Below are 17573 nucleotides of genomic sequence, written 5' to 3' on the forward strand. Positions count from 1 at the left end.
CGACGCGGCCCGATCCCAAGGTCGGACGACATGGAAGCCAAACCACCCCGCCGCACCCGCGAACGGATACTCGAGCTGTCGCTGAAGTTGTTCAACGATATCGGCGAGCCGAACGTCACCACGACGACGATCGCCGAAGAGATGGAAATCAGTCCGGGTAACCTGTACTACCATTTCCGCAACAAAGACGACATCATCAACAGCATCTTCGCGCAGTTCGAGCAGCAGATTCAGAAGCGCCTGCGCTTTCCTGACGATCATCGCCCGACGATCGACGAGATGTGGTCGTATCTGCAATACATGGCGGATTTCCTCTGGACTTACCGCTTCCTGTATCGCGACCTGAACGATCTGCTCGCGCGCAACCGCACGCTGGAAACGCACTTCAAGCAGATCATCACGCACAAGGTGCACTTCGCGAGCCAGTTGTGCGAGGCGCTCGTCGCCGATCAGGAAATGGTCGCGACGCCCGAAGAGATCAAGGTGATCGCGACCAATATCGGCGTGATCGCCACGTACTGGCTTTCGTACCAGTACGTGATGAATCCGCGCAAGTACAACGATCAGGAAGCGATCCGCGCCGAGCTGCATCAGGCGAGCCTGCATATCATCTCGATCATGGCGCCGTATCTGCGCGGACGCTCGCGCCAGTTATTCGATGACCTCGTTTCCGGTAAGCTTCCGAAGCGCGAGTATGCGGACTTCCTGCCGCCGCGCGACGAGGTATCGAAGACCGAAGCAAAGGATTCCAGATAAATGAAGGCAGTATGTGTCTATTGCGGCTCCTCGAACGGAGCCCGCCCCGTCTATGCGCAAGCGGCCAAGGCGTTCGGCCGCGCGCTCGTCGAGAATGATCTTTCGCTCGTGTATGGCGGCGGCCGCGTTGGACTGATGGGCCTCATCGCCGATGAAGTGCTCGCCGCGGGCGGCCGCGCAGTGGGCGTGATTCCCGAGCTGCTGCTCGCGAAGGAAGTCGGCCATACCGATCTTACCGAACTGCACGTCGTGCCCGATATGCACGAGCGCAAGAAGAAAATGGCCGACCTCTCCGATGCGTTCGTCGCGATGCCGGGCGGCGTCGGCACGTTCGAGGAGTTTTTCGAGGTCTACACGTGGGCGCAGCTCGGATATCACCAGAAGCCGGTCGGCCTGCTGGACGTGAACGGCTACTTCGATCCCCTTTTGGCGATGCTGCGCCATACCGTCGAAGAAGGTTTCATGCGGGCGCCGTATCTCGACATGATCCAGGTCGCCGCCGAACCCGCCGAGATGATCGGCAAACTCGCGCGCTACATTCCGCCCGCGAACGACAAGTGGTCCGAAAAGCGCAACGCCGTCTAAGGAACAGCGAATGTCCAAAGTCATCCTGATTACCGGCGCAAGCCGTGGCATCGGCCGCTCGGCCGCGGTGCTCGCGGGCGCGCGCGGCTGGTCCGTCGGCGTGAACTATGCGTCGAACGCGGCCGCCGCCGATGAAACAGTCGCAGCCGTGCAGGCGGCGGGCGGCAAGGCGATCGCCATCCACGGCGACGTGAGCGACGAAGCCGCGATCATCGCGATGTTCGATGCGACCGAAAAGGCGTTCGGCAAGATCGATGGCGTCGTGAACAACGCGGGCATCGTCGCGCCCGGATCGGCGCTCGCGGACATGGACATCGCGCGCATGAAGCGCATCTTCGACATCAACGTGCTCGGCGCGTACCTGTGCGCGCGCGAGGCGGCGCGCCGCATGTCGAGTTCGCGCGGCGGCAGGGGCGGATCGCTCGTGAACGTTTCGTCGGCAGCGGCGCGGCTGGGCGGTGCCGGTGAATACGTGGACTACGCGGGATCGAAAGGCGCGATCGATACGCTGACCATCGGGCTCGCGAAGGAATTGGGACGTGAAGGCGTGCGCGTCAACGCCATCCGTCCGGGGCTGATCGAAACGGACATTCACGCGAGCGGCGGCAAGCCCGACCGCGCCCAGGTGCTCGGTGTGACGACGCCCATCGGCCGTCCGGGCACGGCGGATGAAGTCGGCGAGTCGATCGTGTGGCTGCTTTCGGATGCGTCGTCGTATGTGACGGGGGCGCTGCTCGACGTCGCGGGCGGGCGCTGATCGAATCAAAGCCGACTCAGACTAAGCGGATGCGCGACGAAAGACTCTCGACTGAGTTCTAGAACGCGCGACGCTCAGAACCCGCCGTGCTTCGCCAGCCACGCTTCTTCCTCAGCCGACATCTGCCGCCCGAGAATCCGGTTGCGATGCGGAAAGCGTCCGAATCGTTCGATCACCTCCGCGTGCTCCAGCGCCGATTCGTAAAAACTCGAAACGCTCGTCTCGTCTTTTAGTTTTCTGAAGAGTCGCAACGATTCGCGTTGGCTTTCGGGCGCTTCGTCATGCTCGAACGGCATGTAGCCGAACGCGCGGTGATACGCGCTCGGCAGGCGCAGATCGTCGCCGCGCTCGACCAGCGTCCGCGCCAGCGCAAGCGCGCGGCTGTCGCCCGCAAACGCGCGCGGCGTGTTCCGATAGCAATTGCGCGACAGTTGATCGAGCAGCACGATCAACGCGAGCGTGCCGAGCGGCGTGCGCTCCCAATCCTGCAAGCCGCCCGCCTGCGCCGCTTCCAGCAACGCGCCGAACCGCTCGGCAAGCAGCGAATCGAAAGCGCGCTTTTTCCGCCACCACAGTTTGCGATCCGCTCCGAACTCCGCAGAACCCGGCTCACCAAACCAGAGATCGAGCACCGCCTGAGCGCGCGGATCCATGCTCAAACCAGTTCGAGCACGAGACGCCGCGTGCGCGCGCTCTTCTTCTCCAGTTTCGCGATGCGCAGCGCGCCGATCTCCCCGGTATTGCGCACATGCGTGCCGCCGCACGGCTGCAAATCCACATTCTCGATGCGCAACAGGCGCACGCGGCCGAGGCCCATCGGCGGCTTCACGCTCATCGTGCGCACGAGTTCGGGGCGCGCGGCCATCTCATCGTCGGTGATCCATTCGGTCTGCACGTCGTGCGCGCCGCCGACCAGTGCGTTCAGCTTCGCTTCCACGGCTTCGCGTTCGATTGGCTCGACCGTCGCCAGATCGAGGCGCGCGTAATCGGTCGTGATGCTGCAGCCGTCGACCGGAAACGGCAGCACCGCGCAGATCAGATGGCTCGCCGTGTGCAGGCGCATATGCCGATAACGCCGCGCCCAGTCGATCTCCGCGCTCACCGTGTCGCCGACCGCGAACTTCGCCAGCGCGTCGTCCTGACCCGGCGCGGGCACATGCACGGCGTCATCCGGCGTCGCGCCTTCGAACTTCGCCTTGCGCGTATCGGCAATGGCGATGACCGTGCCGTCCGCGAGCGTCAGCGTGCCGGCGTCGCCGGCCTGGCCCCCGCCGAGCGGATAGAACACGGTCTGATCGAGGTGGATGCCCTGCTCGTCGATGGCGGTGACGGTCGCGTCGCAACGCGTCAGATAGGCATCCTCGCGAAAGAGTGCGCGTGTGCTCATGTCTGTGCTCATGTCTCTTATTCCTTGCTGTATTCGGGGATGGGCGCCTCCAGCACGCCGCCGACCGAACATGATGCAGCAGATACGGCCCCGTCGAACCGATACAAAACGGCGCGAATCAACCGGGACGGTTGCGCATCCAGTCGGCGGTGTCGAAGAAGGACGTCAGAAGGCGCTCGCGCAAGGATTCGTCGAGGCCGATGTCCTCCATCGCCCACGCCATGCAGCGCAGCCACTGATCGCGCTCGCCCGATGCAATCGCGAACGGCAGATGCCGCGCCCGCAATCGCGGATGCCCGAAGCGGTCGATGTAGTGATCCGGCCCGCCCATCCAGCCGCACAGGAACCAGAAGGTCTTGTTGCGGGAATTGTCGAGCGTGGGCGGATGCAGCGCGCGAATGCCCGCGAATTCGGGCTCGAGATCCATCAGGTCGTAGAAACGGTCGACGAGCGCGCGCACGCGCTCCTCGCCGCCGATCAGCTCGAAAGCGGTCGGCTTTTGCCCTTCGTCTTCAGGAGTTACGTCGGTCATTGCTCAGATTCGGAAAACTAGGCGTCGCGCAGGGATTGCAGCGCGGGCCGCGCCAGCACGCGCCGCAGGCTCAGCCAGCCGCCGAGCGCGGCGCATGCGACGCCCGCGACGATGCCCGTCGGCACGAGCCACGGATTGAAATCGATATGAAACTCGAACACGCGCGCTGCGAGCACATAGCCGATGGCCTGCGCACCGATCGCCGCCATCAGGCCCGAAAGCGCGCCCACAGCCACGAACTCCGCGACCTGCACCGAGCGCACCTGTTTGTGCGATGCGCCGAGCGCGCGCAGAAGCGCCGACTCGCGCACGCGTTCGTCGCGCGTGCCGGCGAGCGCTGCGTACAGCACGAGCACACCCGCCGCGAGCGTGAAGAGGAACAGAAACTGCACGGCGCCGATCACCTGCGCGAGCGTGCGATGGATCTGCGCGAGAATCGGCGCGATATCGATGGCCGTCACGTTCGGATAACGCGCGACCAGGCCGTCGATCACGCGCTGTTCTTCCGCCGGCAGATGGAAGCTCGTGATGAAGGTCGCCGGAAGATCGGCGAGCGCCTCGGGCGGCATCAGCACGAAGAAGTTGACCTTGAACGAGTTCCAGTCGACCTTGCGCACGCTCGTCACGCTCGCTTCGACGGGCAGGCCGGCGACGTCGAAACGCAGCGTGTCGCCCATCTTCACGCGGATGGTCTTCGCGATGCCCTCCTCGATCGACACCTGCGGCTTGCCGTCCTTGCCGAACCACGCGCCTTGCGTCACGCGGTTGTCGCCGGGCAACTCGGTCGTGTACGACAGATTGAATTCGCGGTCGACGAGGCGCTTCGCATCGGCCTTGTCATAGTTGTCCGGATTCACCGGCTTGCCGTTGATCGCGACGAGACGCGCGCGGACCATCGGCGAGAGCCCGGCGTCGGGCTGGCCGTGCGTGTGCAGATAGTCGAGCACGCCCTGACGCTGGTCGGGCTGAATGTCGATGAGGAACTGATTCGGCGCATCAGGCGGCGTCGCGTCGCGCCAGCCCTTGATGAGATCGTTGCGCGTCATGCCGATGAGCAACAGGCACATCAGGCCTATGCCGAGCGCGGTGATCTGCAGCGCGCTCGATCCACTGCGCCGCTCCAGCGACGCGAGCGCATAACGCCAGCCGACGCCCGCGCGGCTGCGTTCGCGGCGCACGAAGCGCGCTGCGGCCCAAAGCGCCGCCCGCGCGATCACGCCGAACACGAGTAGTCCGGCCGCGAAGCCGCCCGCGACAATGCCGCCCAGCTTCACTTCTCCCGCCGCGACGATCAGCAGCGCCGCGAACAGCAACACGCCGACGCCATACGCCGCATGCGCGACGCGTTGCGCATCGCCGAGTTCACGGCGGATCACGTGGACCGGCGGCACTCGCGTGATCGGCAGAAGCGGCGGCAGCGCGAAACCGAGCAAAAGCACGAGGCCCATCGCGATGCCCTGCAACGCCGGCCACACGCTCGGCTGCGGCAACTCGACATCGACGAGCGAACCGAGCCAGTTCAGCAAGACGAGATGACCGCCGAAACCCAGCACGATGCCGACCGCGCTGCCGAACACGCCGATCGCGAGGAATTCGTTCAGAAAGAGCGCGCGCAGCGTGCGCTGGCTGACGCCGAGACAGCGCATTGCCGCGCAGCCGTCGAGATGCCGGCGCGCGAAACGATGCGCCGCCATCGCGATCGCGACCGCCGCGAGCAGCGCCGTCAGCAGCGAGACGAGCGTGAGAAAGTGGCTCGCGCGATCGATCGTCTGGCGCACCTGCGGCTGCCCGTCGGAGAGCGATTCCAGGCCGACGCCGCGCAGCTTGCCGCCGTCGACCTGCTCGCGCGCGAATCTTGCGAACCGCTCGACGTTGCTGTCGGAACCGGCGACGAGCAATCGGTACGTCACACGGCTGCCATACCCGATCAGTCCCGTGCCCGCGATCTCGTCGGCGCGCATCATGAGGCGCGGCGAAAAGTTGACGAACGAGAAGCCGCGATCCAGTTCGCGCGTGATGACGCCCGCGACCGTGAACGTGCGCGTGCCGACCTTGACCGCGCCACCGACGCGGGTCTTGAGCGCATCGAGCAAGGCAGGATCGACCCAGACGGTGCCGGGCGCCGGAATGCCATGCGCGGGCGCATCGGCGGCATCCGTGCCGGGCGCGATGCGCAGCGCGCCGCGCAACGGATAACCTTGCGTCACGCCCTTGATCGCCGCGAGCCTCGAAAGCGGCTCCGCGGCCGTCGAGCTGATCATGCTCGGAAAAATCGTGGTGCCCGCCGTCTCCAGTCCGAGCGATTTCGCCTCTTTCGCGAACATCGGATCGACGGGATGATCCGCGCGCACGACGAAATCGGCGGCGATCATCTGACGGCCGTCGCGCGCGAGCCCCTGACGCATGCGATCCGCGAGGAACCCCACGCTCGAGAGCGCCGCGACTGCGAGCACCAGCGCGAGCAGGAGCATCGTGAGTTCGCCCGCGCGCCAGTCACGCGCGGTCATGCGCCATGCCTGACGCACCGTCTGCATAAAACCGAGTTTGATGGCCGGGTGAGAATGTCCAGCCTTGAGTGCAGCCTGATCGTTGCGGAATGCGGTGCTCAATCGTGCTTGCTCCGCAGCCGGTTCATGCGATCGGAACTCGGCAGCATGTGCTTCGCCATGCGCGACACGCCACCATGCACGCCGCGCGCGAGACGCGGCAGCGCCCAGCCGGCGAGCACCAGAAACGCGAGCAAGAGCACGAGAAACAGGAACGGCACGAAAAGCGCGAGCGTGATGCCCGCGAGGGCGCCGACGTCCTCGGTCGCCGATGCCGCCCAGTTCGACACGGGCTCCGGCGACAGATTGATGAGCGCGCGCGTGCCCGCCTTCGCAAAATGCGATGCCCCGGCGAGCGTGCCGCCCGCGAGCGCCGCGACGGTGAGCAGGGCCGGATCGGCGTGGCCGAGCGAGCCGGCCGCGAGCACGGCGCCCGCCGGAATGCGGATGAAGGTGTGGACCGCGTCCCACAAGGAATCGACGGCGGGAATTTTATCGGCGAGAAATTCGACGAGCGCGAGCACCGCCGCCGCGCCGATCACCCACGGCGAGCCGAGCACCGCAAGCGTATCCGGCAGATGGACAAGTCCCATGCGCTGGAACATGCCGGCGATGAAGACGGTGAGATACAGGCGCAGCCCGCTCGCCCATGACAGGCCCGCTGCGAGCGAAAGTGACTCAAGCATTGCCGCCTCCCTTGTGCTGCCTGCTGCCGGCGTTCGTCGCTGGCGGACGATTTGCCGGCTGAAAAAAGCGGCCTGACCGAAAATCTCGAAAGAAGGTGCCTACATCCACGAAGATAGCGCAAAAAAACGGAATATAGGAATCAGACGAAAACGGATGACCTCAGACCATTATATCCACCCAAATACGCGCGGTGCAGCAACGGTTCGAGCGAATGCCCTTCCCGGTGCGCCGGCGCACGTCGAGGTGGCGCCGACGCAACGGGCGAGACCCGATGAAGCCTTAGTGCCCCGACGAAATCTTGAGCCCGACGAGCCCCGCGACAATCAGCACCGCGCTCACGATGCGCGCCGCCGACAAGGCCTCGCCCAGGAAGACGATGCCGAACACGAATGCGCCGAGCGCGCCTATGCCCGTCCATACGGCATAGGCCGTGCCGAGCGGCAACTGTTTCATGGCGATGGCGAGCAAAACGAAACTGCCGATAGCCGTGATGATCGTGAAGATGGACGGTCCGAGCCGAGTGAAGCCCTCGGACGATTTGAGACCTGCGGCCCACGCAACTTCGAGCAGACCGGCGATGAAAAGAAGAATCCAGGACATCGGGCGACTCCCTTGAAAAATGGGGCCGTCCCCGATGAAACGAGGCGCATGCGGTCGTCCACATGGCCTTAAGAGCAGACCTGCGATTGTATCAAACTGGTGCATGCGCGGCCCGGTGCATGCAGGGCCGCGTCGCGCGGCGCGTGGCCGCGTTCATGAAAACCGTGTATTAAGTAAAAAGCGCCCACGCGGGGCGCGCCGTTCGACATAGCCGCTGCAAAAAGCCTGAACAAAGGAGCGTTCATGGATGTCGATTCCGTCCTGCTCTCCCGCTTCCAGTTCGCGTGGGTCGTCGCGTTCCACATTCTGCTTCCGGCGTTCACGGTCGGCCTGTCGTGCTATATCGCGACGCTCGAATTCAACTGGTGGATCACGAAGCGCGACGTCTACCGGCGGCTCTCGGCGTTCTGGCTGAAGATCTTCGCGGTGTCTTTCGGGATGGGCGTGGTATCGGGCATCGTGATGCCCTTCCAGTTCGGCACCAACTGGAGCCGCTTTTCGGACGCGACCGCCAACGTCGTCGGCCCGCTGATGGGCTATGAAGTGCTGACGGCGTTCTTCCTCGAATCAGCGTTTCTCGGCGTGCTGCTTTTCGGGCGCAAGCTCGTGCCGCAATGGGCGCACGTGATGTCCGCGATTTTCGTCGCCGCCGGCACGGTGATCTCGTCGTTCTGGATACTCGCCGTCAATAGCTGGATGCAGACGCCGCAGGGCCATCGCATGCTGCCCGACGGCCGCTTCGAAGTGGTGAGCTTTTTTGACGTGATCTTCACGCCGTCGTTTCCGTACCGGCTCGGGCATACGGTGAGCGCGTTTCTCGTGACGGCGGGCTTCGTCATTCTCGGCGTCGGCGCGATGTACCTGCGACAGCGCCGCGCACTCGAGGAAAGCCGCGTGATGGTGAAGATGTCGCTGATCTTTCTCATCATCATGGTGCCGGTCCAGATGGTGATCGGCGACGCGCACGGCCTCAACACGCTGCAACATCAGCCCGCCAAGCTCGCGGCGATGGAAGGCCTCTGGGAATCAGGCACGCGCATCCCCGCCAATCTCTTCTCGATTCCCGATCAGGAGGAAGAGCGCAATCACTTCGAGATCTCGATTCCGGTGCTCGGCAGCCTGTATCTGACGCACGATCCGAACGGCTTCGTGCGCGGGCTGAAGGACTTCCCGCGCGAGGACCGTCCGCCCGTGGCCGTCGTGTTCTTCGCGTTTCACATCATGGTCGGCATCGCGCTTCTCATGTTCGCGCTCGTGCTGTGGGGCATCGTGCAGTTCGCACGCGGCAGAATCGAGACGAGCCCGCGCTGGCTGCGCGCGGCCACCTGGGCGATGCCGCTCGGCTTCATCGCGGTGGTCGCAGGCTGGACGACGACCGAAGCCGGCCGCCAGCCGTGGACCGTGTACGGCATCCTGCGCACGAAGGATTCGGTGACGCCATCGCTCACCGCGGCCGATGTCGGCCTCTCGTGGCTGCTCTACATGCTGGCTTATGTCGTCATCTTCGGCGCGGGCTTCTTCCTGCTGCGGCGCCTCGTGCGCGTGGGGCCGGCGGAAGTCGCGCATGCGCACGAGAAGGACGAACTGGACGCGAAGACACGCGCGGCGCGTCCGCTCTCGGCGGTATCGGCCAGTGCGGGCGGCGCGACGCGGCCCGTCAGCGACGACGATATCGTGCCGCCTGGCCGCGGGCGCCATTAACGTCGAAAACGGAGAACGCGATGCTCGATCTCGTGCCGCTGTGGGCCGCCATTCTCGCGCTGGCGGTGTTCATGTATGTGCTGCTCGACGGCTTCGATCTCGGCGTCGGCATGATGTTCCTGCCGCGTCGCGACCCCGAATCGCGCGACCTCATGATCAACTCCGTCGCGCCGGTCTGGGACTTCAACGAAACGTGGCTGATCCTCGGCGGCGGCGGGCTCTTCGCGGTGTTCCCGCTTGCGTTCGCGATCATCGTGCCGGCCGTGTACTTCCCGATTCTCTTCATGCTGCTCGGGCTGATATTTCGCGGCGTCGCGTTCGAGTTCCGCGAGGTGATCGGCGCGCGCAAGTGGCTCTGGGACGGCGCGTTCGGCTGCGGCTCGCTCGTCGCGACGTTTTCGCAGGGCATCGTGCTCGGCATGTTCATTCAGGGCTTCCCGATCGAAGGCCGCGTCTATGTGGGCACGAGCTGGAACTGGGTCGCGCCGTTTCCGCTGCTGGTCGGCGTAGGGCTGATCTTCGGTTATGCGCTGCAAGGCACGACCTGGCTCGTGCTCAAGACCGAAGGCGAACTGCAGCAATGGAGCCGCCGCATGGCGCGCTACGCGCTCTTCGGCGTGATCGTGTTCATTCTGCTCATCAGCCTGTGGACGCCGCTCAAGGATGCGCGCATCGCGGCGCGCTGGTTCGGCTTTCCGCAGAGCTTCGTGTTCGCGCCGGTGCCGGTGCTCACCGCGCTGCTCGCGTGGACGCTGTGGTCGAGCCTTGCAAAAGGCCGGGAAGTGATGCCGTTCCTGTGCTCGATCGGCCTCTTCTTTCTTGCCTTCACGGGGCTCGTGATCAGCCTGTGGCCGTTCATTGCGCCGCCTTCCGTTACGCTCTGGGATGCGTCCGCCGCGCCGCTATCGCATCAGTTTCTGCTGATCGGGACAATGTTCCTGCTGCCCGTGCTGATGATTTATGTGATCTGGTCGTATTGGGTGTTTCGCGGGAAGGTGCGCGGGGATATCGGGTATCACGCGTGAGAGCTTTTAGGCTTTCGCCCGGCGAAGCCCAGGCAACATCCCAACGCACTCCGAGCCGCATCAGAGCTTCTGCTGCGTCGCGAGGGACAGTATCCGCGCCCACTTGCGCGCCTCGCCGCGATCGCGCATTGGCAGATTCCATGCGCCATGCTTCGCATCCTGCACGTCGAGCACCACCTGCCACACGCCGCTTGCGCCGCCCGGCTCCTGCATGCGCGCGCCGCGCAGGTCCGCGAAGATATAGCTGCCGCGCTCGTCGCCGACGCGCACATCGCACAGACGCTTGCCCGCCGCGACCCGCACGCCGCCCCAGTCGCGTTTGAGCTCATGCGTCCAGTCGCCGCTCTCCCCCTTGCGCAGGTTCGGCGCGATCTCGCGGCGGCTCGCGAGCCAGCGCATTACGCCGGCGGCGATCGCGAGCAATACGACGACCGCCACGGCGACGGCCACTCCCAGCCCGAAATGCGCATGAAGCGCGTTGAACGACCAGATCGCGCCGTAAATCAGCAATCCGAGGGCGATCAATCCGACGACGATGGGCATGGCGTCTCCCGCGCGCTCAACCGGTGAAACAGAAACGTATCACTGCGCCTTGTGCTTCGCGTTCCAGTCACGCAGCGCCTGCAGCGTGTTCGCGACATGCTGGTCCGGCGACAGGCTCGTGTATTCGTAGATGACCTTGCCGTCAGGCGCGATCACGTAGGACACGCGATTGGCCATCGTGCTTTTCATCGGCATGGAGGCGTCGTAGGAACGGATGATCTTCGAGTCCGCGTCCGCCGCGACCGGGAATTTGCTGCGGCACTCGCTCACGGAGAACTTCTTCAATGTGTCGATGTTGTCATGCGACACGCCGATGACCGTCGCGCCCTCGGCCTTGTACTGATCGACCGCTTCGGCGAATTCGTGCGCCTCGATCGTACAGCCCTTGGTGAACGCCGCCGGATAGAAGTACAGGACTACCGGGCCTTTCCTGAGCGCGTCGGCGAGCGAATAGTCGTACACGTTGCCGCCGAGCGATGCCTGCGCGGTGAAGTCGGGCGCGGGATCGCCGGGCTTGAGCGTCGCGCCTGCCGTGAGCGGATGCATCGCCGCCGCGATCGCAAAGGCACCACCCACCATAAAGCTGGAAATCCTGCTCTTCATGCGCGCTCCTTTCGATGACCTCGTTCATGCGAAGACGGCGTGCTACGCGTCGTCCGCGCCCTGATCCATGCGATGTCCGGCGAACCACGCCGCCGCATCGAACTGCAGTTTCGCGAGCACGGCGGGCGTGAGCGCCTCGAACGATGGCCGGGCGTGCCGGCTCGCGTCGATCGCGGACGCATCGCCCCGCTCCGCCGCCCGCGCGATGCCGAGCAGCGCGCCGAGCGGCCCCTCGCCCGCCAGGATGGCGCCGCGGATTTCCGCCGCCAGATGGAGCTTATCGAGAATTTCCACCGGCTGCATGTCGAGCACCACATGCACGAGCGAGAAGATGCCGGTCATGAACGCGGCATCGGAGAAGGCTTCGTCGGCGGGACGCAGCATTTCGGCCGCGAGCTCCAGAAAGCGCGCGCGCGTGCCGACGAGCTGCAGGAGCGGGTCCGAGCGCCACGGCAGGCCGCTGCCGTCGGCGTAGAGCAGCAACTGTGTCCAGCGCATCAACTGGCGCGTGCCGGTCGCCGCGATCGCCTCGCGCAGCGACGACACGCGCCGCCCGCGCGTCTGCGCACTCGAATTGGCGAGGCGCATCAACTGCACGACGATGTCCGGGTTGCGCTTCAGCTCCGCCTCCAGTTCGCGCATGCCGGGCTCCCCCGCGAGCACGGCCATCAGGCGCAGCAGCGAGCCGCGCGCGGGACTGGCGCGACGCGCCGACAGCACCTGCGGCCGCGCGAAGAAATAGCCCTGGAAGAAGTCGAAGCCGAGCTTGCGCGCTTGCGTGAAATCGTCGGGCGTCTCGACCTTCTCGGCCACGAGCAGCTTGCCGCGCCGTTTCACCGCCGCCGCGAGTTCGGGCAGATGGTCATGATCCGCCGCCAGAAAATCGACCTTGACGATATCCACCGATGGCAGTGCGCCGAGCAGCGCATCGTCGAGCCGCACGACATCGTCGAGCGCGAAGCGAAAGCCCGCGTTGCGCAATTGCGCGCAGCGCTTGAAGAGCGTCTCGTCGAAGGCGATGTTCTCCAGCAATTCCAGCACGAAGCGCTCGGGCTGCATGATGTGGACGATGTCGTCGAACAGCAGCTCGCGGCTCATGTTCACGTAGCCCGGATGCGGCCCGAGGACCGCCGGCACGCCGATCTCGCCGATCGTGCGCGCGACGACATGCGCGGTCGCCTGCATGTCGTCGTGAACGCGCGCGCGATTGTCGGGACTGTCGCGAAAGAGCAGTTCGTAAGCGACGAGCACGCCGTCGCCGTCGAGGATCGGCTGGCGCCCCACATATACGCGCTGTCCGCGCCTCGCCGGCGCCGCGCGCTTCACGGACGAATCGGGCATCGCACGGACCGCTCGGAGGCGCGCTGCGGCGCTGTAAAGCCTTGCGTGAAGGCCGGCTCCGGAATTCTGGCGATGGCGCAGGCCGGCTGCATGGTGAATTCGATCATGGGGCGGAAACGGGGCGAACGGAATGCTGGTGGTCAACAGCGCGACGAAGGCCCGGCAACGATCGCACGCGCGGGGAAACCGTTCTCACTGAAAACGCGCCACTGTAACCGAATTCGCCTGACCAGATAATATGAAACTTCATATCGACAATTCCTGGACAAACTTGATCCCTCTCGGAATTGTTGCACCTTCGTGACGGGTTAAAGAAATCGCTCACCACGCCGATAACTCGCCTGATAGAGCGTGCCGCGCGCATTGCGGCACGTCCCGGCCGGAACCCGCGAGACGCGGCGTTTCGCGCGCCGCCGTTCGTCCGACGAAGGGGAGCGCAGCCGCCAGAACCCTACGAGACCATGCAAGCGAACCGGATCAATGTCTCCCGCCGTGCACCGTGGCGCATCGCGCTCGATGTGCTCGCGCGCGCATGGGGAAGCACCGCGCGCAAGGAGCACGACCGCGCGCCCGACGCGCATCCCGAAGCAAGCCCGCCGGAGCCGTCCGGCGACGCCGACGCCGTGACGAGCGCGGCGACTGCCGTAACCGCCGCACCCGCCCTGGCCGGCGCATCCGAAGCGACGCTCGGCGCGGTCGATTTCCTCGCGCAGCTCGACGACGCGCTGCGCTTTCAATATGTATCGGATGCGAGCATCGAGTTCATCGGCTATCACCGTGACTATCTGAGCATGCTGACGCTGCACGATCTCGTCGCGTCCGAAGAGGCCGACGAACTGCACGCGCTCGTCGCCCGGGCGCGCGCGAGCGGCAGGCTCGAATCGGCGACGCTGACCGTCGTGAAGTCGCTCACCTATCCCGTCTGCGTCGAGCTGCGGCTCGTATCGACGGCCGCGCGCGGCGCGCCCGGTTTCGCGCTCGCCGCGTTCGACGTGGCGCACTGGCGGGAGCGCGAGGCATCGCTCACGCACGCGCTCAACCACGATCCGCTGACAGGCCTCGACAACCTCGTTGCGCTCAAGACGGCGATCAGCGCGGCGCAGGATGAAGCCGAGCTCATGCGCACGCACGCCGGACTCGTGCTGCTCGACATCGACGATTATCAGCGCATCAACCGCGCGCTCGGCTACGACGCCGGCGACGAGCTTCTGCGCGAGACCGCGCGCCGCATCCAGCACACGGCCGGGCACGGGGAGCGCGTGGCCCGCGTGTCCGGCGACGAATTCGCCGTGCTCCTGCCCGCCGGCACCACGGCGGAACTCGCCGAGGGTCTCGGGCGGCGCCTGCTCACCGCGATCGCGCAGCCGTATCGGCATCGCGGGCAGCACACGCATTTGTCGGCGAGCGTGGGGGTCGCGCTGTATCCGGATCAGAGCGGCAAGAACGCGAAGAGCGGCGCGCAAACGAGTCTGCTGCGCATGGCCGATCAGGCGCTCGCGCAGGCGAAGGAATCGGGCGGCAACGCGCTCGTCTTCCACACGATCGACGACAACCCCGCCGACGCCGAACGCCTGAAGCTCGAAGCGGATCTGTACGAAGCCGTGCGCAACGGCGAGTTCTCGCTGTACTTCCAGCCGATCACGAAGATCCGCACGGGCGCGGTGGTCGGCGTGGAAGCGCTGATGCGCTGGAATCATCCGGTGCACGGGCTCGTGCCGCCGTCGACGTTCATCCCGCTCGCGGAATCGATCGGCCTCATCAACTATCTGGGCAACTGGGTGCTGAAGGCCGCGTGCATGCAGATCACGCAGTGGGATGCGATCGGCATCCGGCTCGATTACGTGTCGGTGAACGTGTCGCCGCAGCAGTTCCGCGACAAGCGCTTCACCGCGGCGGTGAAGGAAGCGCTCGCGCTCACCGGCATCGACGCGCGCCGGCTCGTCTTCGAGATCACCGAGAGCCTCCTGATGCACGACCCGGAAGAAGCGACGCGCCTTCTGGAAGCGCTGAGGTCGATCGGCATTCGCTTCGCCGTGGACGATTTCGGCACCGGTTATTCGAGCCTCGCGTATTTACAACGTTTTCCGCTTTCGAAGCTCAAGATCGACCGCAGCTTTGTCGAGAACCTGATTACGTCCCGCAACAACCGCGCGATCGTGAGCGCGGTCGTCGGGCTCGCGCAGTCGCTCGGGCTGGAACTGGTCGCCGAAGGGGTGGAGACCGAAGCGCAGCGCGATTTGCTGGCGGACCTCGGCTGCGACCATATTCAGGGCTGGCTCATCAGCCACGCGATGCCGTCGGACGAGTTGGCGCGCTCGTTCCAGTCGAATACGCTCGTGCTGCATGAGTCATCATGAGCGGGCGATCGTTCGTGTTCTAATCGAAGGACGCGCCGTAACTCCCTAATAACGTGTACATTTCGTTGTCAGGGTGGATTGAATTTGTTGGGCCGCCTCGGGTCAGCCGTCGCGTAACGAACAGGCTTCTTACTTTTAGCAATGGCACGCACCAAGGCCGAATTACTGGACAAGTTGTGGGCACGCATGAGCGAGCGCGGGGACTTCCCCATGCTGTCTCAGGCGCTGCGCTCGACCGTGTCCGCGATGAGCGATGACGACCTCGACTTCACGTCGCTCGTGCAAGTCGTGCTGTCGGACGTCGGGCTCACGCAGAAGGTGCTGCGCCTCGCCAATTCGGCGATGTACATCGCGTTCGGCGGCAATATCACCACCGTCACGCGCGCGCTGATGGTCCTCGGCATGGACGCGGTCGGCCATCTCGTCGTGGGACTGAAGCTCGTCGATCACTTCCATCAGAGCGCGCCGCGCCGTATCGACGCGAAGCTCGAACTGAACCGCACCCTGCTCTCGGGCGCGGTCGCGCGGCAGCTCACCGAGCACAAGGATTTGCGCTCCGCCGAGGAAGCGGTCGTCTGCACGCTGATGCGGCAGATCGGCAAGCTGCTCGTCGCGTTCTATCTCGAACACGAGTGGGATCAGTTGCGGCGCAAGGCGGCCTCGGAGAACATTCCGGACAGCGACGCGTGCGCCGCGCTTCTGGGCGTCACCTTCGACGAGATCGGCCTCGAAGCGGCGGATCGCTGGCGCCTGCCCGAGACGATCCGCGAGGGCATGCGCGCGACCGATCCCAACGCGCCCGTCGACGAAACCGTGCCGAAGCACGTGCGCTGGCTGCGCGCCATCTCCAACTATTCGACCGAGGTCGCCGACGCGCTCACCACGCAGAACGTGGCCGTGGACGGCCGCGAATCGGCGCTCGTCGATATCGCCAGCCGCTACAGCGGCCCGCTCCAGACGGACGCCGAGACGCTCACGGCAATGAGCCTCGCGCTCGCGAACGAGGAAGCGAGCGACGGCGTGATCCGCGAGATCTCCGAGCTGCAGGCGAACGCCGATGCCATGGCTCGCGCGAATGTATCGGCGCAAGCGCGCATCGGTGCGAGCGTCGAAGACTTGCGCGCGTTGCCATCGAAAAATGCCCTCGCGCCCGCGCTCTCGATGGCCTCGGAGTCGATTCTCGGGAGCCTGCACCTGTCGCGCACCGTGGTGTTCGTGCGCCAGGCCAACAACGAGTTCCACGCGCGTCTCGCGCTCGGCGGGGGCGTCGGGCCGATGCTGCCGCAACTGCGCTTCTCCGCGGATTTCCGGCCGGACGTGTTCCATCTCGCGATCACGAATCCGGTCGGCATCTTCATCGAGAATGCGCACGACGCGCGCATCGACGCGCGCCTGCCGCGCTGGTACAAGGACACACTCGGCGAGGCGCAGGCTTTCGTGCTGCTGCCGGTGAAATCGAACGATTCGACGGTCGCGCTCATCTACGGCGACTGGACTTCCCCGCAGCACGTGCGCAAGATCTCGGCACCCGAGATGAGCGCGCTGAACGAGCTTACGAAGGAACTGAGCCGTTTTTTTCTTAGCGCGAACTGGAAGGAAGTCGAGCTGATCTGATCGGCTTCCTTCTTGCGCGCATCAGCCTTTCTGCCTCATTCCCGCTTGAGAATCGCCACGGCCTGCTCGCCGTATCGCACGATATAGCCGCCGTGTGCACGCTGCCATTCCCGCGCGTCCGCCTCGTTCGCAAACCAGTTCTTTTCGTAGTCGTTGAACGCGCCGGCGTCGAGCCGATAGCGGTCGATAATCGCGCCCGCTCGTTCGTCGATATCGGGCTTACAGACGTCCCAGCTCGCGTAGCCGAGTTCGGCGGCGAGCATCGCAAGAAGATGCTTCAGTTGCAGATCGCCGCGCATCGCGTGCAGATCCGCGAGACGTTCCGCTCGCGTGACTTTTGCCGCGAGCAGGCGGCGCAAGACGGGCATGGATGCGCTCGTGTCGCCGTCGCGCGCATGGCGAAGCAGACGCCGCGCGTGTTCGCGCAGAAAGTCGCTGTTGGAAACGGAAGAAGAAATCGGACAGGATGTGGACCACATGACGTTGTTCCTTTGTTGCGCCGTTCTCGCTGCGGCTGTAAAGGTCGACGTGCGGTTCCA

General features: G+C 65.1%; 17 protein-coding genes. 7 read left to right on the forward strand and 10 right to left on the reverse strand.

Annotated features, from left to right (window positions below):
• Positions 1 to 30 precede the first annotated feature (30 nt).
• Genes NCS58_RS09670 through NCS58_RS09680 form a run of 3 tightly spaced genes read left to right on the forward strand, consistent with a single transcriptional unit; the run spans position 31 to position 2098 of the window.
• A complete protein-coding gene (locus NCS58_RS09670) occupies positions 31 to 756 on the forward strand; it encodes a TetR/AcrR family transcriptional regulator (RefSeq protein ID WP_250538323.1) in 726 nt (241 codons plus the stop codon).
• Positions 757 to 1341, forward strand: coding sequence for a TIGR00730 family Rossman fold protein (locus NCS58_RS09675; protein ID WP_061119691.1), 585 nt, complete (start codon positions 757 to 759; stop codon positions 1339 to 1341).
• 10 nt (positions 1342 to 1351) lie between these two features.
• Positions 1352 to 2098, forward strand: a complete 747-nt coding sequence (locus NCS58_RS09680) for an SDR family oxidoreductase (protein ID WP_061119692.1) — start codon at positions 1352 to 1354, stop codon at positions 2096 to 2098.
• A gap of 74 nt (positions 2099 to 2172) precedes the next feature.
• Here the strand turns inward: NCS58_RS09680 and NCS58_RS09685 are convergent, their stop codons facing one another.
• From NCS58_RS09685 to sugE, 6 genes are all read right to left on the reverse strand, one after another.
• Positions 2173 to 2751, reverse strand: a complete 579-nt coding sequence (locus tag NCS58_RS09685) for a DUF924 family protein (protein WP_250538324.1) — start codon at positions 2749 to 2751, stop codon at positions 2173 to 2175.
• Positions 2752 to 2753: 2 nt separating this feature from the next.
• Positions 2754 to 3485 (reverse strand): alanyl-tRNA editing protein, encoded by a 732-nt coding sequence (locus tag NCS58_RS09690; RefSeq protein WP_250538325.1) that lies wholly within the window; start codon positions 3483 to 3485, stop codon positions 2754 to 2756.
• A 118-nt stretch (positions 3486 to 3603) separates the two neighbouring features.
• Positions 3604 to 4017: a group II truncated hemoglobin gene (locus NCS58_RS09695; RefSeq protein ID WP_061119695.1), complete on the reverse strand. Its 414-nt coding sequence runs from the start codon at positions 4015 to 4017 to the stop codon at positions 3604 to 3606.
• 17 nt (positions 4018 to 4034) lie between these two features.
• The gene (locus tag NCS58_RS09700) at positions 4035 to 6551 is read right to left on the reverse strand and encodes an ABC transporter permease (protein WP_409241817.1); all 2517 of its coding nucleotides are present in this window, start codon (positions 6549 to 6551) and stop codon (positions 4035 to 4037) included.
• Between the two features lie 71 nt (positions 6552 to 6622).
• On the reverse strand, positions 6623 to 7249 hold the full coding sequence (locus NCS58_RS09705) for a DUF4126 domain-containing protein (protein ID WP_061119697.1): 627 nt from the start codon (positions 7247 to 7249) through the stop codon (positions 6623 to 6625).
• 280 nt (positions 7250 to 7529) lie between these two features.
• Positions 7530 to 7850 carry a quaternary ammonium compound efflux SMR transporter SugE gene (gene sugE, locus NCS58_RS09710; protein WP_250476833.1) on the reverse strand — a complete coding sequence of 107 codons (321 nt, stop codon included), beginning with the start codon at positions 7848 to 7850 and terminating at the stop codon, positions 7530 to 7532.
• Between the two features lie 243 nt (positions 7851 to 8093).
• Here sugE and NCS58_RS09715 point away from each other — a divergent pair, with 243 nt between their 5' ends.
• Positions 8094 to 9551, forward strand: a complete 1458-nt coding sequence (locus tag NCS58_RS09715; RefSeq protein WP_061119699.1) for a cytochrome ubiquinol oxidase subunit I — start codon at positions 8094 to 8096, stop codon at positions 9549 to 9551.
• A 20-nt stretch (positions 9552 to 9571) separates the two neighbouring features.
• A complete protein-coding gene (gene cydB / locus NCS58_RS09720; protein WP_250538326.1) occupies positions 9572 to 10576 on the forward strand; it encodes a cytochrome d ubiquinol oxidase subunit II in 1005 nt (334 codons plus the stop codon).
• Between the two features lie 60 nt (positions 10577 to 10636).
• Here cydB and NCS58_RS09725 read toward each other — a convergent pair whose 3' ends face one another.
• The 3 genes from NCS58_RS09725 to NCS58_RS09735 form a co-directional block, all read right to left on the reverse strand.
• Positions 10637 to 11119 carry a hypothetical protein gene (locus tag NCS58_RS09725; protein ID WP_250538327.1) on the reverse strand — a complete coding sequence of 161 codons (483 nt, stop codon included), beginning with the start codon at positions 11117 to 11119 and terminating at the stop codon, positions 10637 to 10639.
• Between the two features lie 39 nt (positions 11120 to 11158).
• Positions 11159 to 11698, reverse strand: coding sequence for a peroxiredoxin (locus NCS58_RS09730; protein WP_409241818.1), 540 nt, complete (start codon positions 11696 to 11698; stop codon positions 11159 to 11161).
• 66 nt (positions 11699 to 11764) lie between these two features.
• Positions 11765 to 13063 (reverse strand): EAL and HDOD domain-containing protein, encoded by a 1299-nt coding sequence (locus tag NCS58_RS09735; RefSeq protein ID WP_061119703.1) that lies wholly within the window; start codon positions 13061 to 13063, stop codon positions 11765 to 11767.
• Positions 13064 to 13524: 461 nt separating this feature from the next.
• Here NCS58_RS09735 and NCS58_RS09740 point away from each other — a divergent pair, with 461 nt between their 5' ends.
• Together NCS58_RS09740 and NCS58_RS09745 are read left to right on the forward strand one after the other, a co-directional pair.
• Positions 13525 to 15420, forward strand: coding sequence for a bifunctional diguanylate cyclase/phosphodiesterase (locus tag NCS58_RS09740; protein WP_250538329.1), 1896 nt, complete (start codon positions 13525 to 13527; stop codon positions 15418 to 15420).
• Positions 15421 to 15561: 141 nt separating this feature from the next.
• Entirely contained in the window at positions 15562 to 17034 is a 1473-nt protein-coding gene (locus tag NCS58_RS09745) for an HDOD domain-containing protein (RefSeq protein ID WP_061119705.1), read from the forward strand.
• A 35-nt stretch (positions 17035 to 17069) separates the two neighbouring features.
• Here NCS58_RS09745 and NCS58_RS09750 read toward each other — a convergent pair whose 3' ends face one another.
• Positions 17070 to 17513: a hypothetical protein gene (locus NCS58_RS09750; protein WP_061119706.1), complete on the reverse strand. Its 444-nt coding sequence runs from the start codon at positions 17511 to 17513 to the stop codon at positions 17070 to 17072.
• Positions 17514 to 17573 lie beyond the last annotated feature (60 nt).

This window comes from Caballeronia sp. INML3B, assembly GCF_023631305.1.
In the GTDB taxonomy this organism is placed as follows: Bacteria; Pseudomonadota; Gammaproteobacteria; order Burkholderiales; family Burkholderiaceae; genus Caballeronia; species Caballeronia turbans.

Excerpts from the sequence above, each read along its gene's own strand:
- NCS58_RS09670 (WP_250538323.1), top strand. The coding sequence starts at position 31 with ATGGAAGCCAAACCACCCCGCCGCACCCGCGAACGGATACTCGAGCTG.
- NCS58_RS09675 (WP_061119691.1), top strand. The coding sequence starts at position 757 with ATGAAGGCAGTATGTGTCTATTGCGGCTCCTCGAACGGAGCCCGCCCC.
- NCS58_RS09680 (WP_061119692.1), top strand. The coding sequence starts at position 1,352 with ATGTCCAAAGTCATCCTGATTACCGGCGCAAGCCGTGGCATCGGCCGC.
- NCS58_RS09685 (WP_250538324.1), bottom strand. The coding sequence starts at position 2,751 with ATGGATCCGCGCGCTCAGGCGGTGCTCGATCTCTGGTTTGGTGAGCCG.
- NCS58_RS09690 (WP_250538325.1), bottom strand. The coding sequence starts at position 3,485 with ATGAGCACACGCGCACTCTTTCGCGAGGATGCCTATCTGACGCGTTGC.
- NCS58_RS09695 (WP_061119695.1), bottom strand. The coding sequence starts at position 4,017 with ATGACCGACGTAACTCCTGAAGACGAAGGGCAAAAGCCGACCGCTTTC.
- NCS58_RS09700 (WP_409241817.1), bottom strand. The coding sequence starts at position 6,551 with ATGCAGACGGTGCGTCAGGCATGGCGCATGACCGCGCGTGACTGGCGC.
- NCS58_RS09705 (WP_061119697.1), bottom strand. The coding sequence starts at position 7,249 with ATGCTTGAGTCACTTTCGCTCGCAGCGGGCCTGTCATGGGCGAGCGGG.
- sugE (WP_250476833.1), bottom strand. The coding sequence starts at position 7,850 with ATGTCCTGGATTCTTCTTTTCATCGCCGGTCTGCTCGAAGTTGCGTGG.
- NCS58_RS09715 (WP_061119699.1), top strand. The coding sequence starts at position 8,094 with ATGGATGTCGATTCCGTCCTGCTCTCCCGCTTCCAGTTCGCGTGGGTC.
- cydB (WP_250538326.1), top strand. The coding sequence starts at position 9,572 with ATGCTCGATCTCGTGCCGCTGTGGGCCGCCATTCTCGCGCTGGCGGTG.
- NCS58_RS09725 (WP_250538327.1), bottom strand. The coding sequence starts at position 11,119 with ATGCCCATCGTCGTCGGATTGATCGCCCTCGGATTGCTGATTTACGGC.
- NCS58_RS09730 (WP_409241818.1), bottom strand. The coding sequence starts at position 11,698 with ATGGTGGGTGGTGCCTTTGCGATCGCGGCGGCGATGCATCCGCTCACG.
- NCS58_RS09735 (WP_061119703.1), bottom strand. The coding sequence starts at position 13,063 with ATGCCCGATTCGTCCGTGAAGCGCGCGGCGCCGGCGAGGCGCGGACAG.
- NCS58_RS09740 (WP_250538329.1), top strand. The coding sequence starts at position 13,525 with ATGCAAGCGAACCGGATCAATGTCTCCCGCCGTGCACCGTGGCGCATC.
- NCS58_RS09745 (WP_061119705.1), top strand. The coding sequence starts at position 15,562 with ATGGCACGCACCAAGGCCGAATTACTGGACAAGTTGTGGGCACGCATG.
- NCS58_RS09750 (WP_061119706.1), bottom strand. The coding sequence starts at position 17,513 with ATGTGGTCCACATCCTGTCCGATTTCTTCTTCCGTTTCCAACAGCGAC.